Below are 20,098 nucleotides of genomic sequence, written 5' to 3' on the forward strand. Positions count from 1 at the left end.
AAAAAATTAAAGTAATGAATTAAAAATTTCCCTTTATTAATCCGAATAATCTCTAGTGAAAAAATATTGTTGAACAAATAAACAAAAATACTATTAAAAATATGTAAAATAAAATAAAAACATTTATATAACATAAAAACATAACTAATAATCGATGTGAAGTAAATTTCATGTCTAATGTGAACATCAGTCAACCATTTTATAATCTCCAAAAAATGTTTAGAATATGTTTCATTATAACGGAAGTAGAACAAACACTACTACTTCCACTCCCCCCTTAAAACTAATTTTCATTTAAAATTTCCGGGTCAGCTCCAGCTATCTCAACCAGATATTCTGCTTCAACAATGTGGAGCTTAGAAGGGATTATAATACAATGGAGAGGACCTCCGAAATCAAAATCTATCAATTCCCTGATTTTTCCCGCCCTTACAATAACATCCCTTGAACCTACACGCGCAATACCCAGAGCCAAGGTGTCTTCCGTAATTGCACCATCACGGTCCAAGTCATTTCTAATACTCATCAAATACTCCAAACCCTGATTTACAGTCATATATCTGTCTTTGTGAGCCTGAATATCCAATAAGACCAGAGTATGCAAATCCATTTCCAAGTTTTCTTCAATAGCCTCATAAGGGGATTTGGGATAAAAATTATAATCCGGGAACGGAATGGTTGTTACTTTACCAAACTTATACCCCTGAAGACCGGAGATTGCCGGAGCGGAAGATAGAATTGAAGAACCATGGATTATCTCATAATCAATTCCCCTTTTAGAACACTGCACAATGAAATCGCTATGGGTTGTTGCAATCAAGGGATCTCCCCCTGTAATTAATGCAACATCAATATCTCTGGCTTCTTCAATAAATTTAGATTCCTCTTCAACCTCATTTCGAACAAGTATCTCAATCTCTTTTCCAATTAACTGTTCAATAGCTTCAAAACTTGAACCAAATAACCTTGATGTGAAAAATTCAGCATAAATCTTATCAACATTTTTTAAACATTCCAATCCTTTTAAAGAAATATCCTTTTCATCGAATAATCCTAAACCCACTAAATAAAACATATATATTATATAATAATTTGAACATAAAAAACTTTATGAAATGTGTAAAAGTTCCATTAAGGCAATTGAATGACACCCGCATAAAATTAATGGAAAACGGATTGATGAATATGGAATACCGAATAAAGACAGATGATGAATTCGGATATATTCCCATTAATGATAATATTGAGGGTTATGAGATAGTCTGTATGTACTTAGAATCCATGAAAAAAGTTCCACATAACTTTTCTGAATTACTTGAAGACGAATTAAGCAGTGAAGAAATTGAAAATCTAAGAACATCCTTCGATACAATTGGAGACATTGTTATTCTGGAAATTCCTGATGAACTGCTTGATAAAAAACAGATAATCGGTGATGCGGCACTCAAATTTACCAAAAGAAAATCAATTTACATGAAAAAAAGTGCAATAAAGGGAACAACACGGGTGCGTGACTTGGAATTTCTATCCGGCATTGACGATTCGGTTACAATCCATAAGGAACATGGTGCCAGATTAAAGCTTGATGTTCGTGAAGTGTATTTCTCACCCCGCCTTGCAACTGAAAGAAAGCGAGTGATGGAAAGCGTTGAAGATGGTGAAAAAATTCTTGACATGTTCTGTGGAATCGGGCCTTTTCCTATTGTGATTGCACGCAATAAAAATGTTGACATAACTGCTGTCGACATCAATGAATCTGCAATCAGATATTTGGATGAAAATATCAAACTGAATAAATTGAAAGGTAGTGTTAAAAGCTACTGCGGTGATGTGAGAAAAGTCAGTGAATCGTTTAACTTTAAATTTGATAGGATAATTATGAACCTCCCGGGGCTTGCATATACATTTCTTGATGTTGCCTTTAATTTAATTGATGATAGTGGAATAATTAACTATTATGAGTTTTCTGATTCATATGAACAAGGAATAGAACGTTTAGAAAGTGCTGCAAGTGCCATTGGAAAACAAGTTGAAATTGTCAACTGTCGAAAAGTCAAATCAACTTCCCCAGGAGAATGGCACGTGGCTATTGACGGGAAAGTTTATGATAAGTAATTTTCGGACAATAAATCAAGTTTTGAATATTTCAATTATTATTATGCATTAATGACACCCTTCCCATATAATGAACCTTGTATTTTCCTAAGTCCATAAAGCCGAAAGATTTTTTCGATATTCACTTAGTTCGCTTTAAATTTAACATCAAAACTACATGCATCTATCTAAATTGGATCAATAATTCCTTTTTCTGTAATGATTCCTGTAATGAATTCTTTAGGAGTTATGTCAAATGCTGGATTAATGACTTCAGTTCCTTCAGGACAAATTCTGGCCCCTCCATAATACCTTACTTCATCACCATCCCTCTCTTCGATAACAGTATCAAAAATGGATATCTCATTATCAAAGGTGGAATATGGAGCGGCAACATAAAATGGAATATTATGGTGTTTTGCAGCCAGCGCAACCATGAATGAACCTACCTTATTAACAACACCGCCTTTTGCAATTCTATCCGCACCGATGACCACCTTGTCAATCATGCCCTGTGACATCAAAAATCCTGAGGCGACATCAGGGATTAATTTAACCGGAATATTTTCCTGCTGCATTTCCCACACACTTAAGCTGGCACCCTGACCCCTAGGACGTGTTTCGTCGCAGATTACATTAATGTTTTTGCCCTGTTCATGTGCCGCCCTGAAAACGCCTAAAGCGGTTCCATAATCAACACATGCAAGGGCTCCTGCATTGCAGTGGGTCAAAACGGTATCACCATCATCAATCACTTCAGCACCGAATCTGCCGATGGCCCTGTTTGTAGCCATATCTTCTTCATACATCTTCAAGGCTTCCTGAAGCGGATTGTCACTGTCCAATACCCTATCAACAGCCCAAAACAGATTGACTGCAGTTGGTCTTGCAGCTTTAATTTCTGCAGCTGCCTTATCCAAGTCAACACCTTCAATATCCGCAAGAGCCATTCCGAATGCTGCGGAAACACCGATAGCCGGAGCTCCACGGACAATCATATCCCTAATAGCTATAATCACATCCCGATAGTCATCACAATAAACATAGGACAATTCATCAGGAAGCTTTGTCTGATCAATAAGTTTTAATTTATCTCCTTCCCATTCAAGTGTTTTCATAAATAACACCCTAAAATCAAAAAATATTATAAAAAAAGTTGAGAAGCATAATTAATTGTTAGTTTCTAAGTCTAATTTTTAGACAATTTTTTAATTATGCTCTCTGCCTAATAATATCCAAAACGGATTGATTAGAGATGTATTAAAAATACATCTAATTATATTTTTTATTAAACTACTTTATAAATCTTTATATGAAAATACACATAACCTTTATTTTTAGAAAAACCTAAAAATTATGCATTTTCTGTCATTATTGGAACTACTTGTTTTTTACGGGATACAACACCCTCAAGTAATACTGTATTATCTTTTAATATTACACCATAAGCCTTTTCAACTAAACTTGCATTTTTACCAAGTGCAATTACCTGGGAATTGCTGTTGACAATATCTGTAATCAAAAGCATGAACAAGTCCAAGTTCTCCTCTTCAATTATTTTATTCATACCCTCTTCCAATTCATCCTTCATTGCCATAACATCAGAGATATCAGCAGTGTTGACCTGATTTACAATTGATTTTACATCTTTAAAATCAATCTGCTTTGCATCCAATGATAAAATCTCATCAATTGAAAAACTACTTAAATCTGTACCTGCCTTAAGCATCTCCAAACCGTATTCTTCAGCATCGATTTCGGCAATCTTTGCAAGTTTTTCAACAGCCAATTTATCATCTTCTGTTGTTGTTGGAGATTTTAAAAGTAAAGTGTCTGAAATAATTGCAGACAACATTAAAGTAGCAATTTCTTTAGTAATTTCAACATCATTTTCTTCATACAATTTGCATAGGATTGTTTCACTGCAACCAACCGGTTCAAATCTTAAAAATAATGGATATGAAGTTTCTAAAGCCAATTTATGATGGTCGACAACTTTTAAAATATTTGCATTTTCCAGATTGCCTACTGATTCAGCAGGAGAGTTGTGATCGACTAAAATGACATTTGCACCATCTTCAACATCTTCCAAAAGTTCAGGCGCTTCAATGTCCAAATAGTTTAAGATAAACTCAGTTTCTTTGTTTATATTTCCTAACCTGTAAGCTTTAACTTCAGTGTTGCCTAATTCATTTTCTAAGTTAGCCATTACCAAACTTGAAGTGATTGAGTCACTATCCGGACTTTTATGTCCAAAAACATAAGTCTTAACCATATTATCTTTCCTCTAAAATTTATATTCATTATTATTTTAGTTTTCATCTATCTTTAATATTGCGATGATGATTAAATTATATAAAAAATAAAAAACAAAATTAAAGTTATGAATACTCTTTTTGAATTGGTTGTTACAATATTGCTATTTACAGTATTGTTCATAATTGCAAAATATATCCTCGAAAGATTAGGGGACAGTGAAAACAGACTCCTGAATTCAGAGGAATATCTGCCTGAAGAGGAAATTCAAACATTAAAGCAAGTCTATTACCTGATAATGATGCTGATTCTCTTCACTTTCATATTATACATCATAATATATGAAGGAAAGGATTTTTTCGGCATTGCAGTCCTAGAGATTATCGTTTCACTATTAATCGCCCTAACCCTGAATTACAGCTCCTGGAAAAACAGGATATTGTTCCTGTTATTAATACCATGCGGAGCAATCACATTCATCTTATTCAAAGATTCCCTTGTAGTCTATTTCGACACAATCCATATCTTTGTTTATGCATATTTCATGAAGGTATATTATGACAAATTCAAAGAGTACACTGCGGCAAACAGTTTGGGAATAACAATCATATTATTATTCACCATAATATTCCTCAGTTTCATTAACACCACCATCGTAGAAAGTGTTGAACCTCTAAACGCATTGGTTATGGTTTCAAATGCATTCACAAGTAACGGGTATGTGATACTTGGTAACACAAGCCTGGGCAAAATAAACAGCATAATTTTAGTTTGGAGCGGATACATCTTATCGGGAGTGGCTACTGCCACATTAACTGCTGCAATTATATTAAGAAGATCTAATAAACGTGAAAAAGAATTAAATAAACGTTTAGATTCATTAGAAGAATTAATCAAGAAAAATCAGGAAAATTGAACCTGCCTTATTATATTCCAGTCTTTTTTTACAACGACTATTCAAAAACATGGAAATCAAGATATCAGTTAAAATTATAATCAATAAAATATAAAACAATAATTAAAGATTTTGGAGAAAATTCAATGGGTAAAAATAGAGTTGAATGGATTGACCTTGTACGTGCAATTGCTATTTTGACTGTTTTATACATTCACGCTACGGATGGGATTTATATTATTTCATCAGATGCCATTCTGAATTATACGCTTTCATCCAGGATATTCAATTTTGCATCTCTTTTCATTGGGCGTATTGGTGTTCCATTCTTTTTAATGATTACAGGTTACCTGTTGTTGGATAGAACTTACAATGATGAGCGTGTTCATAAGTTTTGGATCAAAAACTGTAAAGGGCTAATCATTGTTACTGTTATTTGGGCAATAATATATGCAATTAGCTTACAGTTCATTAGTGTTAACAGTGTAGCGGTTAACATTGGAGAAGCCGGAGCCCTATTCTTTAGCCATATGTGGTATATGCCAATGATTATTGGAATGTACCTTTCAATGCCATTTGTTTCAAGCGCTCTTGAAAAGTTCGATACAAAAACCATCTGGAATGCAACAATTGCCTTTTCACTTTTAGCATTCTTGCTACCATTCATCACAACAGTGATGGCCATGCAAGGTATTCAAAATGTGAACATTCAATACTGTCTTGGTTTTAGTGGTGGAATTTATGGAATCTATATCATCTTAGGATATTTGGTTAAAAAGGGACAGTTTAAAAATATTTCATCCGGCAAATTATGGCTACTTGCCATCGTATCATTTTTAATTTGCGTTTTATTCCAATATTATTCATTTATAATAGGATATGAATTTTTCCTATGGTATGAGTTCCCATTTATCTTAACTGGTTCATTTGCATTATTTGAATTATGTTCCAGAATGGGTAAAGTTAGAGCTTATCCATTAGTTACATTCCTATCCAAATATTCATTTGCAGTATTTTTAGTGCATAACCTATTTAGATTACCACTACTTCCAATAATTGTTGACTTACCTTACTCAGAACCCGTCAAAGCCATAATCCTATGGATCTTATTGATATTCTTCAGCTATCTGGCTACTGTAATAATCTATAGAATCCCTAGATTTGGAAAATATATACTATATATGAGATAGTTAGTCAATTATATCCTTTTTTATTTCATTTAAAGTAATTAGTGTTTCAGGCATTGGAAACAGCGGATAGATATGGAAAAGATTCGGACCAGTCACCAACTTTACATTAACACCGTCGCCTTCCAGACTTTCAACATATTTTTTGATGTCCTTGTAGAAAATCTCATCCTCCCCGGCAAAAATCAGAGTGTCCGGAAGGTTTTCATTATCTCCAAACAAGGGACTTACCCGATAATCCTGAGTGTCCCATTCGCCTGCCCATGACTTTCCAATTTCCTTAAGTCCTATTTCTCCTAAAATAGGATCATTCTCACTATCATACGGAGGATTGCTCATTGAAACATCAACCCATGGTGAAAATGTTACTATTTTATTTGGTTGCGGCAAATCAACTGTTTTTAGATATTGGCAAAATGAATGGACAAATCCCCCGCCTGCAGAGTCTCCCATCAGTATCAAATTATTCCTTTGTATTATCCTTTTATATAACTCGGTTATCAAATCATAACTTTGCTTCGCGCTGCTTTCAGGGGCGAGCGGGTAAACTGGTGCAAGCACATAGGCATCAAGTTTTCGTGAAAGCAAAAAGCAAAATAGGAAATGTTGATAATTTATCTGGTTAACGTAAGCTCCGCCATGTATGTATAAGATCGTGCTTTTTGCATTTTCATCACCGAAAGTGAAGACATCCATCCCCTTGAAATCAAAGCTTTTGAAAATGCCCTCGGATGGTTTGTCATCCGACTTGTTTTTTAAAAAATAATCTACCTTTTCCTTTGAATCCATGTAATCCTGCTTTGTAAACCTCAAAATAGTTTCTTCAATTTTTGAAATAAACGATTTCTTAGCCGGCATGAAATCTCCTGCATCCTAACTATTTTTAATGGTAATCACAGTACTGTTAAATCCCAATACCCTTGCATAATCAATTTTATCAGCAATCTTATTTAAGACACTGATGTTGTCAAATTCAAGATTCTCATTTTCAATCACCGGATTGAATTCAACACCCTGGTCTTTAATGCTTACAAGTATATGCTCTTCCTGGATTTTAACTAGAACATCAATTGAATCAAGGTCTTCGTTTGTATTGATGATATTGACCAGCATTTCTTCAATGGACAAGCTTACAATCATGGACTTACGGTCATCTGTTCCCAAATCCTTTAGATATTTTTCCACATGCTGCGCCACTCCAACAGTCTCTTTTAAATTGCAGTCAACTGTCAAATCCAATACATCGCCAGTAGGTATTTTCTTATTGATGAAGAATCCTCCATATTCTCCATTGGTCTTTTTGGAGATGTATCTTGTAGAAATGAAAATATATATTATGGTTATCACTTCAGCACCTACAAATGAAAGCCAAATACCATTGCTTCCGATTATGGCATTAAGGATGAACAGCAGTGCAATAGGAGCTACAAATCCCTCGATGATTGAAGTTGACAGTGATAGACTGTTTCTCTTAATGGCCTGAGTGTAAAAGGTAAACAGGAATGTTACTGCAACACCCACAAAACTGATCATGAATATTCTTAAAGCATTGACCACAACAGGAATGATGTTAGGGTCATTAACACTGTACAATGTCAGAACCGTTTGAGGCACTAATGTAAATACCAGTATCAATGCAATGCTGGAACCCAATGCGATTTTAAGTGCCTTTTTGACAACATAATCGACTCCCGAATAATCCTCTTCCTGATAATATACCGATACGATAGGAGACATTGTCTGTGAAGCCCCTATCAGAAAGATGTAAATTATAAACGAACAGCTTCTGCATACGCTATATGCAGTCAAACCATATTTTCCCAATACAACACCAATTACTGCATTATATATTATCAATTGTACAGTAAAGAACAATTGTGTGGATGCTGATGAAAATCCGGATACAGCAATATTCTTGAAATAATTCAAGGCATTATGTAGTTTTATTTTACTTATCTTATAGAATTTCAAAGTCCTTTCTGACCTGAAAAAGTATGTGCTGACATAGATTGAACCCACAGCATAGCCGGTTGTAGTAGCTAAAGCAGCACCGCCGATTCCAAAGCCAAAAAACTTAATGTAAACAAAGTCCATGATAATATTCACGATGTTTGACAATAGAATTGACCTGAAAGCCAAATTAGGAAGGCCATCTGCACGAACAAAATATGATAAACTCATCAGATAACATAAAAAGGGCATTCCAAATAGCAGAACAGTGAAATAGCCATCAACAAGAGGAATGATTTGTTTACTGGTTGTCAGCATTGGAATGAGAGTTCCTTTTGTAAGCAATCCCAAAATCAAAACGATGACACCCAAAACAATCAGACTCATTATGGAAACCGAAAAAATCGAATTGCTTTTATCTTCATCGAATTCAGATTTTGCAATAGAACAAAGTACTGAACCGCCTAAACCGACCATCCAATAAATGAGATTTACAAAGGTTATCAGCGGACTGGCTACCTGAATTGCTGACAGGTTTACAGCACCAATCAGGAAACTGACAATTATTGAATCAACAAAAAGGCAAATGTTTCCCGCCATAGACGTCATTAACGTTGGCAGAAAAAATTCCCTGAATTTGCTTGACAACAAATCATATCTTCTTTGATACATCAGCTAACCTCCTTTAAAAGAAATCACTGTCCTTCATGAACTTCATAAAGTTGTAAACATACTCATCAGATATTAATGGCCATTTCACACCCATCAAATATGACATTTGAATTGTGTAGTCGTTAGTATCTTTAACCCATACCTTCTTAACCTGTCCTGAACCTATGGATGTTATGAAACCTTCAAGCCCAGCCTGCTTTTCTTCATCCTTCATCACTTCAGCCAATGCTGCTTCAAATTCATCCTCACCAACAACATCAATGTCAAATTCCAAATCCTTAAGAATATCGATTACATCCGCAAATGATATTTTGTGGTTGTTGCAAGGATGGAAAACCCTGCATTCCTTCGGTGCTTTTGATAAGCTTACAATGGATTTGGCAGTGTAGTCAATCGGACTGAATTCAACATTGTTATTAAGCATTGAAACAGGGAATTTGCCGATGGTTATGAATGACTTGATTCTGTTGATGAAACCGTTTGATTCGAAATTGATTTGGAACTCGCTGTCTGAATTTCTAGCCATCAGATTTCCAACCCTCATGATCTTTACATCCAGACCATCTTCAGCGGCAGCTTCCAATACCTGGCGCTCTGCTAAAAACTTACTGCCAAGATATTGGTTATCAACTCTTTGGCCAATGAACAGGTCCTGTTCTGAGAATATCCTGTCTGATGGAGGATAATTGTTCACGCTTTCTCCCGCGACACTTACTGTTGAAATCTGAACATATTTTGCATCCTTAAGCTTTGCAAATTCCAAACCATTTATCACACCACCCAAATTGATGTCTTCAATATCTGTTCCGGATGAGAAGTGCTTTACATTGGCTGCGCAGTTTATAATGGTGTTGATGTCATATGGAATCAATTTTTTGAAGTCCTCGAAGTCTGTAATGTCTCCATCAACAACATGCAATCTGCTGTCAAACTCTGACATGTCACTTGCAAAATAATAGAACAGCAATGATTTCAATCTTTTTTCGGCGGTCAAATTACCTTTTGACCTGACAAAACAGTAGATATCGCCCATTTCACTGTCAAGCAACTCATGCAATACATGGATACCTAAAAATCCGGTAGCCCCAGTTAGTAATACATTTCCCAAGCTTTCGTCTCGTTCACCCGCAAGGAATGACTTAGGATTGTTTTTCTTCAATAGATTGTCAATCAATGTGTAGTCATAGTCATCCTCATAGGTTGTTGTGGATTTCTTATCGGACAGGACGCAATCAGCCAATTCCCTTGGTGTCGGATTGTCGAATACGTCGCCATAGTTTACATCATATCCCTTGTTGATTGATTCAATTGTGATTTTTGTAACAAGCAATGAATTTCCTCCAATTTCAAAGAAATTATCGGTTACACCAACCTTATCAATTCCAAGCACTTCTTGGAAGCAGTTTGCGAAAAATGCTTCAACATCGTTTTCAGGAGCCACATATTCTGTGGTGAGTTCAGGTTCAGGCAAGTTCTTAATGTCTGTTTTGCCGTTAGGGGTTTGTGGAAGTTTTTCCAATTGCATGAATACTGTTGGAACCATATAATCTGTCAATCTGGAGGAAATGTATTCCTTCAAGTCATCGACTACGATTTCATCATTTCCACTGTAATATGCGCATAAATGATCCACATTATTGATTTTCTTGATTACGACGACAACATTAGTTATTCCATCAAATGTTGAAATAACAGATGAGATTTCTTCAGGCTCTATTCTTAGACCTCTTAACTTAATCTGATTGTCCATCCTTCCCTGGACATAAATCTCACCGTTTCTTTTTATTGCATAATCTCCACTCTTATAGTATTTGATTCCATTGATTGACAGATAGACCTCATCTGTCTTTTCTGGGTTTTTATAATATCCTTTTGTTACAGCCTGCCCTCCAATATACAATTCGCCCATTACACCGTCAGGCAATAGCTTATCGTCAATGTCCCTTACATCAGTAATATAATTAAATAATGAGCCTCCAACACTGATTTCCTCATCGAATTTCATGTGTTTCAGATTTGACTGGACAGTGGTTTCTGTCGGACCATATGAATTGTAGACATCAATGTCATACTCGCTCAGCAATTCAAGCAATTCCTTAGGGAATTTTTCACCCCCAACCTTGATGGCTTTAAATGAATGCAATGCTTGTTTAAATCCGTCAAATTCCATATATTGAAGCAGCCTGGAAGGGGTGAAACCCATATAATCAGGATGAGTTCTTTCAATCAATTCAACCAATTCGAATATGTCCTTGGTCTGATTGTCATCGGCAAATATCAATGTCCTGCCGTTTACAAAGCATCCCAATACTTCAATCATAGATGCGTCAAATGACACTGTTGTAATGGACAGCATGCTTTCCACAGTATGATAAACATTATAGACATAGTTTTCATCAGTGTTTGCAAAGAGATTGGTGATATTCTCATTGGTTATCATTACTCCCTTAGGATTTCCTGTAGAACCGGAAGTATAAATCATGTAAGCCAAATCATCCGGAGAAATGTCAACCTTAGGATTTGTTTCATCATCGGATTCATCGAGCAATGTGGAAACGCTTACTGCATTTTCCAGACTGAAATCGGAAATCACATAATCAGCATCACTATTTTCAAATATGTAGTTTACACGCTCTTCAGGATAATCATTAGCCAAAGGAACAAAAGCACATCCCGCCTTTACAATACCAAACATTGCAACAATCAGGTCACTTGTTCTAGGAAGCATATGCAGGATTTTGCTTCCGCTTTTAACGCCCCTGTTAATAAGGGCATGTGCAACACGGTTTGCCTTTCTGTTTAGCTCATCATAAGTCAGCTGGCCATCACAGCTAATCAATGCAATCTTATCGGGATTTTCCTCAACGTTCTTCTCAAACAATTCATAAAGCAATTTGGTTTCAACTTCAGTGAACTCTGCACCACCATCTTCAGGAACAATGGCAATGTCCCTGAGCCTAAGCTCGACCAATTCATCTTTTTTATCCATGAACTGATTGATGATGTTCTTTATTGATTCGGCAAAAGTGTCAATATAATCTTTGGAATAAATTGCATCATTATAATCGATTGAAATGACAAATTCGTCATTTATTTCAATTACATTCAATGCCAGCTTGAATCTCAAGGAATCGTAATCCATTGATTCACGAGGATATGTTTTTCCGCCAATGTTAATGTCTTCTATAATCTTTCCGTGGAATGCATATAAGAAGTCAGGATATACATTATACTTGTTTGCGACTTCCACATAATTGAATGATGAATTGTTCAATACATCCAGCCAAGACTTTGAAACGAATTCAAAGTAATCCTGAATGTTCATATCCCTATCCGTTTTAAAGGCAATAGGCAATGTTTTTACAAGCATTCCAATTGTATTTTGATATTTATAATTATCCCTACCGTTGAAAATTGTTGATATCAGTATATCCTTGTTGGAAACGTATTTGGTAAGTGTCAATGCTGTTGCAGACATGAAAAGTATATTCGGACTGATTTTCATGTCATTGCAGAAGGATTCCAATAAGTCCTTATCCAATCCCAGTTTTATGTTGGCCAACTGGGCATTCTCATCATCGCCTGTCAGATTGGTGGTCAGGATTGTGCCTTCATCAAAATCGCTCATCATCTCATCAAAGAATGCTTCGCTTTCACCACTCAAATCTGATAATTGGGAGTTGTTTTCATTGGATATAAACTCATAGGCATCAGCTTCAACTTCAACCAGCCTGTCTTTGTCATCATCATAAATCGCTGCAATGTCGTTGAATAGGATATTCAGTGAAGTACCGTCAACTATCAAATGATGGAAATCCGCCAGCAGGACAACATTTGAATCTGTTTCGTAAATCTTGAATCTGAACAATTGGCTATCAACAATTTCAAATGGCTTGATGAAATCATCAAGAATCTCTGCAGTTAGCTCGGAAATCTTTTCAATTTCGATTTCATCAACATTCATTTCAAATGAGGGATGGTTGAAAACCTTACCTTCATTGATTACTATTCTATTTTTCAAATAAGGATGAAGGTCAATAGCCTTTAAAATTGATTTCCTTAACTTATCTGAATCTATGTCCTTGTCCAGAACTATTTTCTTTGGAAGGTTGTATCCTATCTTTTCAGGATTTTTTATGCAGTCAAAATAAACACCCAACTGATTAGGGGTCAGCTCATAATTATCCTCCATGACAATTTTCTGACTTGTATCCTGTGCTTCAATGAGTTTTGAAATGTTTCTAATGTTTTTAGCATCAATTAGTTCAACAATGCTTAATTCTGAATTGAATTTTTTAAACAGGGAAGAAGAAAGCTTGATGACTGACAGTGATGTCAGACCTATTTTGAACAGATCTGTGTTGACTCCAAAGTCAGTAATTCCCAAGATTTCACAGATAACATCATAAATGCCCTTTTCAATGTCGCCCTCAGGTTCTATGAATTTTTCAACATCAACTTTTGGATCTGGCAAATTCTTAAAGTCTGTCTTGCCGTTAGGAGTTTTTGGGAATTCGTCCAATTGAGTGTAGTATGATGGGACCATATAGTCGGGCAAATTGTTTTCCAGGTATTTATTCAGCTCATCAGAATCTATTTCGCTGCCCGCTGTGTAGTATGCACATAAATGCTCAATGGAATTAATGGTTTTCACCATCACCTTTGTAAGCATCACATCCCCATAATTTGCAATCGCGCCTTCTATTTCTGAAAGCTCAATCCTCAAGCCTCTGAGCTTGATTTGGGTATCATTCCTACCCAATGTGTATAATTCGCCATGCTCGTCCTTCTTACCCAAGTCCCCAGTATTGTAATATGGAATATCGTTTAAAGTTAAAAAGACTTTCTCGGTTTGCTCAGGATTATTCAAATAGCCTCTGGCAATTCCTGCCCCTCCAACATATATTTCCCCAGGGACATGCGGAGGCAGCTGATTTCCATCAATGTCCATTATCTTATCAACCACGTTAAGCATCCGCCAACCTGCAGAAATGACATTGCTGTCAATCAACTTATAATGTGAAGCTATTGTAACTTCAGTCGGACCATAGGAATTATAGATGTCCGCATCTGTGAATTCAGACAGCTTATCATACAATACTGGAGGGAATGCTTCCCCACCGACTATAAGAACCTTGCATTTTTCAAGAACCTCTTGAATTTCAGTCAATCTCAAATATTCGAGCAATCTTGTAGGTGTAGAACCAAAACCGTCAGCATCTGTTTTCATGAACAATTCTGATAGCTTAAACGGATCGATTGATTGCTCATCATTGGCAAAGACAACCGGAAGTCCATTCATTATTGTACCGAAGATTTCCCTCAGGAATACGATGAATGAAACAGTGGATATTGAAACGAACTTTTCACACTTGTTGTTCAGCTCATAAATCGGAACATTCCTCTCATCATATGCAATATAATTTGAAATTCCCCTATGGGTTATCATTACCCCCTTAGGCTTGCCGGTTGATCCTGAAGTGTAAATCAAGAAGCATAAATTATCTGGAGTTATATCAACATCAGGATTTGAATCATCACTTTCCTCAAGCAATTCACTAACACGAACAGTATTTTCAATGTCAAATTCAATTTCATCATTTATGATTACAAATTTTGAATCACTATCCTCCAAAATCTGCTCAATCCTATTTTTAGGATATTTAGGATCAATCGGGATGAATGCTCCTCCAGCCTTTATAATTCCCAAAACAGCAGCTATCAAGTCGCTGTTCCTTTTCATTATAAACATCACCCTATCCTCTAACTTCAATCCCTTCTTAATCAAAGCGTTTGCAATCCTATTGGCTTTCTTATTTAATTGGGAATATGTAAATTCTCCATCATCTGCATACAATATGCATTTATCGGGATTTTGTGCTACGGCATCCTCAAATACCTTGCTGATGACTCCATCGTTTTTAAGGGCGATTTCAAAGCCTTCATCACAATCAATATCTTTTAAAATTGAGATGTCTTTCAGTAAATCATCAGATTTGGCGAATTTGTCTATCAACACGTTAAATGCTGTCAAAAAGCTTTCAATCAATTTAGGAGAATAATATGAAGAGTCATATGTCAGGTTCAGATAATTGTTTTCAACTGAAAATATTAACTTGTAATTTTCATAATCGCTATTTTGATTATCGAACAAAATTTCGCTTTCGAAGTTTAGCTTTTTATTGTTTGCCAGAGGATAGTCGTTGAATTCCTTGAATCCGTTTATGAAGTCATCCAAATACTGCTTAACTGATAAGTCAGTGTTGAAGTGATATCCGGTGGCCTGAGAATTATAGGCTACGAGTATATCCTTGGAAAATGAGAATTTTGTTAAGTTGTACAGGAATATTGACAGGAGCATTTCCTGATTTCTGATGCCATACATCTCTGATAATTTTTTCAGCTTTTCAAGACTGAATGACTGATATATTGTCTCAAAATTGCTTTGGATATCGTTGGTATCCGGAGATATTGTAGTTGGATATGCAAATGAGTTGATTAAGTTATTGTAGTAGTTCTCTGCCTTAAAGAAGTTTGCAACATCCAAATCATAGTCTTTGCATTTTTTGGAAGAATCAGCAATCACCTGTCCAATCAAATCCCTAAGGCCGGTTGCCATTGATTCTATTTCCTGTCTGGTAAAACAGGCCTTGTCATATTCAATGAAAATGGACTGCAGTCCATCTTTATCAGAATAGTTTTTATTGATTCTGAAATGCAGCGGGAACTTGATGTCCTTTTGAAGTGTCAGGAATTTTGAATCGTGGTCTGTGGAGTTTGATACGATTGAAATCATTGAAATGCAGTCAGGATCAATTCCAACATTTCTCAAATCAGTGGTGTATTCACTGAACTGCAATTTCGCATGGCCGAGGCCTTCTTTTAAAACACCTTTTGAATATGCAAGCAGTTCATCAAAAGTCAATTCCTCATCATACGCTAATCTTAAAGGTATTGTGTTTACAAACATTCCCAGTGCATCTTCCTGGCCAAAATACCTTCCATGTACAGATGTATTCAAAATCAAGTCATTGAATGATTTGTTGTCTTTTTTAGATTTCGCGAAGTATAAAAAGCTAAGGGCCAATGAGGTGACAAATGGAGAATAATCGAATTTTGGAATTTCATCGAGAATAACTTCAAGGAATCCGAGGTGGGAATCATCAAATGAATACCAATCCTGAGAATAATCATTTAAAGTGTCCATCCAGTATTGTTTGTCTGAATTTGCTTCTTGCGAATTCAGATAATCAATTTCAGCATCAACATAATCCTCATAAGAATAGTCAATCGGAATGTATTCCTCATCGTTTTTTATGCAGTTCATGCATTTTTCAATTTCCTGGGGAGCAATGGAATAGAGTGATGTTCCATCAAGCAGAATATGCTGAACGACACCAATGAGCACAGCTGAAGATTTAGTTTTTAAAACAGCCCACTTGTACAATGGAGAATCAAAAATGTCCTCGAAAGGATTATCCAAGTAATCTTCTATAAATCCATCAAGGTCATCATCTGAAACGTCGAATGTTTCAACATTAACATCACTAACATCAGCATAATATTGCTTGAAATCACCATTTTCATCATACCTGATTTGTAAAGTCAAATACTCTTTAGAAATGCTTTCAATAGCCGCATTCACATATTCAAAATCCTTCAAATCATAATCCTTTCTAAATTTCAGATAAAATGAATCATTATTCGGATTGTTGATTTCTGAAAACAAAAGCATTTTCTGCGCTGAAGACAAATTAAACAAATTCATAACTATTCACCATAATAACATTTCAATTGAATATTATATTTATTGAACAAAATATTTAAGATTATTATCAAACAAATAGATTATAGTGATAACATGAACATTACTAAAAATTATAATGAAAAGGAACTGACATTATCTGTTGAAGGGCGTATTGATACAATCACCTCACAGGAACTAGATAAGGAAATCAATGACGAATTGGGCAATTTCGACTCTTTAATTATGGATTTTAGCGATTTGGAATACATTTCAAGTGCTGGGCTTAGGGTATTGATTGCCACCCAAAAGAAACTAAAACCCGACAACATTCCCTTTGTAATCAAAAACGTTAATGATGCAGTTAGGGAAATACTTAGAATGTCCGGTTTTGATAAAATATTGAAGATAGAATGAATTCAATAACGTTACAACCCGAAATAACTGAATTATATGCTTTAAATGACTTTATTTTAGAGGAGCTTCCCGAAGAAAACCTCCAGGTAAACCTGATTGTTGAGGAGATGTTCGTCAATATTGTCAACTACTCAGAAACAGAATTCATCATCGTTAATGTCGAATACACAAAACCGACATTGACAATTGAATTCATCGACAACGGAGTTGAATTCAACCCTCTTTTAAAAGAAGACCCCACCATTCCCAATGACATTGATGACGCGCAGCATGGCGGATTGGGCATTTTTTTAACTAAAGAAATGGCTGATGAACTAGAATACCATTATGAAAATAATGAAAACCACCTAACAATCATTAAAAAAGTGAAATAATGAAAAGTAAAATAAAAAGAACAACAATTTCATTTATAATAATGCTTATTTTTTATTTTGCCATTACATCAACCCACTTATGGCGATTAGGACTATACACCCCACACGTAGGCCTATTATTTGTTTTAGGATTATTATTCGGCCCCTATGGTGCTTTAGGTGCAGTATCAGCAAACGTGATAATCAATTACATACAGGGATATACACCTATTGAAATACTCCCATCCGCCATTTTCAGCTTTGGAGTTTCCTGCTTGACATATAAACTTTGGTACTCAGGTTTTAGAAATCAAAAAATTACAAAACCAAGATTGGACAATACTTACCATCTTACCCTATTCTTTTCAAGCATAATAATATGCGGATTGGTTTATTCGATAGTGCATGGGAATTTATCATATCTTTTCTTCGTAGAAGACCTAACAGAATATTCCGTAGGCGCATATTTCCTGAATTTCATTAACGTCTCGTTTATTATGGGAATATTGGGCATCTGGATTTTTAAAAAGAGTGATCTTATAGAAACACCAAAAACATCAGAAAAACCGGTAAATAGAAAATTATATCGCATATTGTTAAATTTACTGGTAATTGTTTCAATAATATCCTTCATATCCCTAATACTTGATGTGGACGAAAGTATCGTGATTGGAGAAGCAATACTGATTGGAATCTTGCTGTTCGGGTATTTGACAAAACCATTCGAATACAAAATAGAGCCGAGCGATAGCGATACAGTAATCGAAAAGATTATCCGAATATTTCTCATCATAACATTGATTATTTCCATTTTAGGAATAACATTTTCTTATTTGAGTTATAATATTATAAATGTTGATTTATTTATTAATTTGAACATGTTTATACTGACCGGAATCATAGTAACAGACATGATTATAACTTTGTTCTTCATTCCGGGAATAATCCTTTTGGGATATATCGAAAATAGGGTAATAAAGCCTATCTCATCATTTTCAGAAATTGAGGGATTCATTAAAGAGAACGAGAAAATCGAATCCGCAGGACTTGTGAATATATATTCAAAGTATGTCAACGAAAAAAACGAAATCGGGACTCTCGCCAGATCATATACTGAATTGATTAATCACAACAACAACTATATTGAAAATATCCAAGAAATTGAAGGGGAAAAGGAACGCATTAAAGCAGAGCTTGACATCGCAACCAAAATTCAAGCTTCCAACCTTCCAACTGAAGCAATAATAAATGAAAATTATAAGATTAACGGTTTTTCTCGTCCTGCAAGAGAAGTTGGAGGAGACTTCTTTGATTATTATGAGTTGGATGATGACAATTTAGCAATTGTAATTGGTGATGCATCAGGAAAAGGAGTTCCAGCAGCATTGCTTACCATGATTACCCAAGTTATGATCAAACAGATTCTAAAACACAACAAAAATCCTTCAAAAGCTTTATATTCATTAAACAATCAGTTGTGCGAAAACAATGCCGAAACAATGTTCATTACATTGTGGCTTGGAATCTATAATAATACCACTAAAAAATTAACATTTTCCAATGCAGGGCATAACCCTCCGTTAATAAAGGAGAATGATGAATTCAGATATTTAGATATTGAATCTGGAATTGCTTTAGGAATTCTAGAAGACTTTGAATATGAAAGTGAAGAGATGACATTGGCAGACGAATTAGTTCTGTATACCGATGGAATCACCGATGCCCACAATGCCAATGAGGATATGTATGGTGAAGAAAGGCTTTTGAACTTCTTTAATGAATTTGAAAGTGATGATTCCCCGATAACTCCATTATTAAAGGACATTGATAATTTCACTGAAAACCAGGAACAGTTCGATGACATGACATTAGTATACTTGTGGATAAAATGATTAAATTAGCCTACTGCAACATAGATGATTTGGATTTGAAAAGGGCCTACGGCTTAGTTTCCAAAAGCCGACAGGAAAAAATGGATTTTTACAGATTCGACAAGGACAAGAAGCTCAGCTGCGGAGCATATCTTCTTTTGAAAAAATTGCTGTGTGAGAAAAACATTGCAGACCCTGTCTTCAAAACCGGAAAGTACGGCAAGGCATACATATGCAATTATGAAAACATCCATTTCAACTTGAGCCATTCCGGCAAAATCGTTTTATGCGCAATATCTGATATGGAAGTTGGAGCGGATGTCGAATATGTTGACCCTGAAATCGATTTGGACATAGCCAAAAACTATTTCTTCAACAGAGAATATGAATCAATCATGAAATCTGACAATCCCCCCGAAGAGTTCTTCAACTATTGGGTTTTGAAGGAAAGCTACATGAAATATACTGGTCTTGGGATGAATTTGGATTTGGATAGCTTTGAAATAATGATTGATGATGAAATCACGCTTAAAAATGATGATAAGCATTTAAAATTCACTCTGTTTGATATTGAAAACTACAAAATCGGCATAGCCGGTCATTTCAATGTTTCCGGTTTGATTGAATACCGCGTCAGCGAGATATACTGAAAAAATTTA

Annotated in this window: 13 protein-coding genes; 7 read left to right on the forward strand and 6 right to left on the reverse strand. The window is 35.4% G+C overall.

Features of this window, described 5'->3' with window-relative positions; genetic code table 11:
- Positions 1-283: 283 nt before the first annotated feature.
- Positions 284-1,075: a diphthine synthase gene (gene dph5 / locus ACKI4K_RS03995; protein ID WP_407422521.1), complete on the reverse strand. Its 792-nt coding sequence runs from the start codon at positions 1,073-1,075 to the stop codon at positions 284-286.
- Between the two features lie 35 nt (positions 1,076-1,110).
- Here dph5 and ACKI4K_RS04000 point away from each other — a divergent pair, with 35 nt between their 5' ends.
- Complete coding sequence (locus ACKI4K_RS04000) at positions 1,111-2,115, forward strand: class I SAM-dependent methyltransferase (protein WP_407422523.1); 1,005 nt, start codon at positions 1,111-1,113, stop codon at positions 2,113-2,115.
- Positions 2,116-2,282: 167 nt separating this feature from the next.
- Here ACKI4K_RS04000 and mtnA read toward each other — a convergent pair whose 3' ends face one another.
- Positions 2,283-3,212 (reverse strand): S-methyl-5-thioribose-1-phosphate isomerase, encoded by a 930-nt coding sequence (mtnA, locus tag ACKI4K_RS04005; RefSeq protein WP_407422525.1) that lies wholly within the window; start codon positions 3,210-3,212, stop codon positions 2,283-2,285.
- A 236-nt stretch (positions 3,213-3,448) separates the two neighbouring features.
- Positions 3,449-4,369 carry a manganese-dependent inorganic pyrophosphatase gene (locus tag ACKI4K_RS04010; protein ID WP_407422527.1) on the reverse strand — a complete coding sequence of 307 codons (921 nt, stop codon included), beginning with the start codon at positions 4,367-4,369 and terminating at the stop codon, positions 3,449-3,451.
- A 108-nt stretch (positions 4,370-4,477) separates the two neighbouring features.
- On the opposite strand from ACKI4K_RS04010, the gene ACKI4K_RS04015 reads away from it, so the two are divergent.
- A complete protein-coding gene (locus tag ACKI4K_RS04015) occupies positions 4,478-5,266 on the forward strand; it encodes a hypothetical protein (RefSeq protein WP_407422529.1) in 789 nt (262 codons plus the stop codon).
- Positions 5,267-5,391: 125 nt separating this feature from the next.
- Positions 5,392-6,435 (forward strand): acyltransferase, encoded by a 1,044-nt coding sequence (locus tag ACKI4K_RS04020; RefSeq protein ID WP_407422531.1) that lies wholly within the window; start codon positions 5,392-5,394, stop codon positions 6,433-6,435.
- Here ACKI4K_RS04020 and ACKI4K_RS04025 read toward each other — a convergent pair whose 3' ends face one another.
- Genes ACKI4K_RS04025 through ACKI4K_RS04035 form a run of 3 tightly spaced genes read right to left on the reverse strand, consistent with a single transcriptional unit; the run spans position 6,436 to position 16,822 of the window.
- Positions 6,436-7,290, reverse strand: coding sequence for an alpha/beta hydrolase fold domain-containing protein (locus ACKI4K_RS04025; RefSeq protein WP_407422533.1), 855 nt, complete (start codon positions 7,288-7,290; stop codon positions 6,436-6,438). It lies immediately after the preceding gene.
- Between the two features lie 15 nt (positions 7,291-7,305).
- Positions 7,306-9,054: an MATE family efflux transporter gene (locus ACKI4K_RS04030; protein WP_407422535.1), complete on the reverse strand. Its 1,749-nt coding sequence runs from the start codon at positions 9,052-9,054 to the stop codon at positions 7,306-7,308.
- Positions 9,055-9,067: 13 nt separating this feature from the next.
- A complete protein-coding gene (locus ACKI4K_RS04035) occupies positions 9,068-16,822 on the reverse strand; it encodes an amino acid adenylation domain-containing protein (RefSeq protein WP_407422537.1) in 7,755 nt (2,584 codons plus the stop codon).
- Positions 16,823-16,915: 93 nt separating this feature from the next.
- Here ACKI4K_RS04035 and ACKI4K_RS04040 point away from each other — a divergent pair, with 93 nt between their 5' ends.
- Genes ACKI4K_RS04040 through ACKI4K_RS04055 form a run of 4 tightly spaced genes read left to right on the forward strand, consistent with a single transcriptional unit; the run spans position 16,916 to position 20,089 of the window.
- On the forward strand, positions 16,916-17,215 hold the full coding sequence (locus ACKI4K_RS04040) for an STAS domain-containing protein (RefSeq protein WP_407422539.1): 300 nt from the start codon (positions 16,916-16,918) through the stop codon (positions 17,213-17,215).
- Entirely contained in the window at positions 17,212-17,589 is a 378-nt protein-coding gene (locus ACKI4K_RS04045; RefSeq protein WP_407422541.1) for an ATP-binding protein, read from the forward strand. Before ACKI4K_RS04040 ends, ACKI4K_RS04045 begins: the two co-directional genes overlap by 4 nt.
- On the forward strand, positions 17,589-19,460 hold the full coding sequence (locus tag ACKI4K_RS04050) for a PP2C family protein-serine/threonine phosphatase (RefSeq protein WP_407422543.1): 1,872 nt from the start codon (positions 17,589-17,591) through the stop codon (positions 19,458-19,460). Before ACKI4K_RS04045 ends, ACKI4K_RS04050 begins: the two co-directional genes overlap by 1 nt.
- Positions 19,457-20,089, forward strand: coding sequence for a 4'-phosphopantetheinyl transferase family protein (locus ACKI4K_RS04055; RefSeq protein WP_407422545.1), 633 nt, complete (start codon positions 19,457-19,459; stop codon positions 20,087-20,089). Before ACKI4K_RS04050 ends, ACKI4K_RS04055 begins: the two co-directional genes overlap by 4 nt.
- The last annotated feature ends 9 nt before the right edge of the window (positions 20,090-20,098 follow it).

Origin of the sequence: Methanobrevibacter sp. (assembly GCF_045644645.1) — an archaeon.
In the GTDB taxonomy this organism is placed as follows: domain Archaea; phylum Methanobacteriota; class Methanobacteria; order Methanobacteriales; family Methanobacteriaceae; genus Methanocatella.

What these genes read in the sequence shown, in the direction of transcription:
- dph5 (WP_407422521.1), bottom strand. Translation starts at nt 1,075, where the DNA reads ATGTTTTATTTAGTGGGTTTAGGATTATTCGATGAAAAGGATATTTCT.
- ACKI4K_RS04000 (WP_407422523.1), top strand. Translation starts at nt 1,111, where the DNA reads ATGAAATGTGTAAAAGTTCCATTAAGGCAATTGAATGACACCCGCATA.
- mtnA (WP_407422525.1), bottom strand. Translation starts at nt 3,212, where the DNA reads ATGAAAACACTTGAATGGGAAGGAGATAAATTAAAACTTATTGATCAG.
- ACKI4K_RS04010 (WP_407422527.1), bottom strand. Translation starts at nt 4,369, where the DNA reads ATGGTTAAGACTTATGTTTTTGGACATAAAAGTCCGGATAGTGACTCA.
- ACKI4K_RS04015 (WP_407422529.1), top strand. Translation starts at nt 4,478, where the DNA reads ATGAATACTCTTTTTGAATTGGTTGTTACAATATTGCTATTTACAGTA.
- ACKI4K_RS04020 (WP_407422531.1), top strand. Translation starts at nt 5,392, where the DNA reads ATGGGTAAAAATAGAGTTGAATGGATTGACCTTGTACGTGCAATTGCT.
- ACKI4K_RS04025 (WP_407422533.1), bottom strand. Translation starts at nt 7,290, where the DNA reads ATGCCGGCTAAGAAATCGTTTATTTCAAAAATTGAAGAAACTATTTTG.
- ACKI4K_RS04030 (WP_407422535.1), bottom strand. Translation starts at nt 9,054, where the DNA reads ATGTATCAAAGAAGATATGATTTGTTGTCAAGCAAATTCAGGGAATTT.
- ACKI4K_RS04035 (WP_407422537.1), bottom strand. Translation starts at nt 16,822, where the DNA reads ATGAATTTGTTTAATTTGTCTTCAGCGCAGAAAATGCTTTTGTTTTCA.
- ACKI4K_RS04040 (WP_407422539.1), top strand. Translation starts at nt 16,916, where the DNA reads ATGAACATTACTAAAAATTATAATGAAAAGGAACTGACATTATCTGTT.
- ACKI4K_RS04045 (WP_407422541.1), top strand. Translation starts at nt 17,212, where the DNA reads ATGAATTCAATAACGTTACAACCCGAAATAACTGAATTATATGCTTTA.
- ACKI4K_RS04050 (WP_407422543.1), top strand. Translation starts at nt 17,589, where the DNA reads ATGAAAAGTAAAATAAAAAGAACAACAATTTCATTTATAATAATGCTT.
- ACKI4K_RS04055 (WP_407422545.1), top strand. Translation starts at nt 19,457, where the DNA reads ATGATTAAATTAGCCTACTGCAACATAGATGATTTGGATTTGAAAAGG.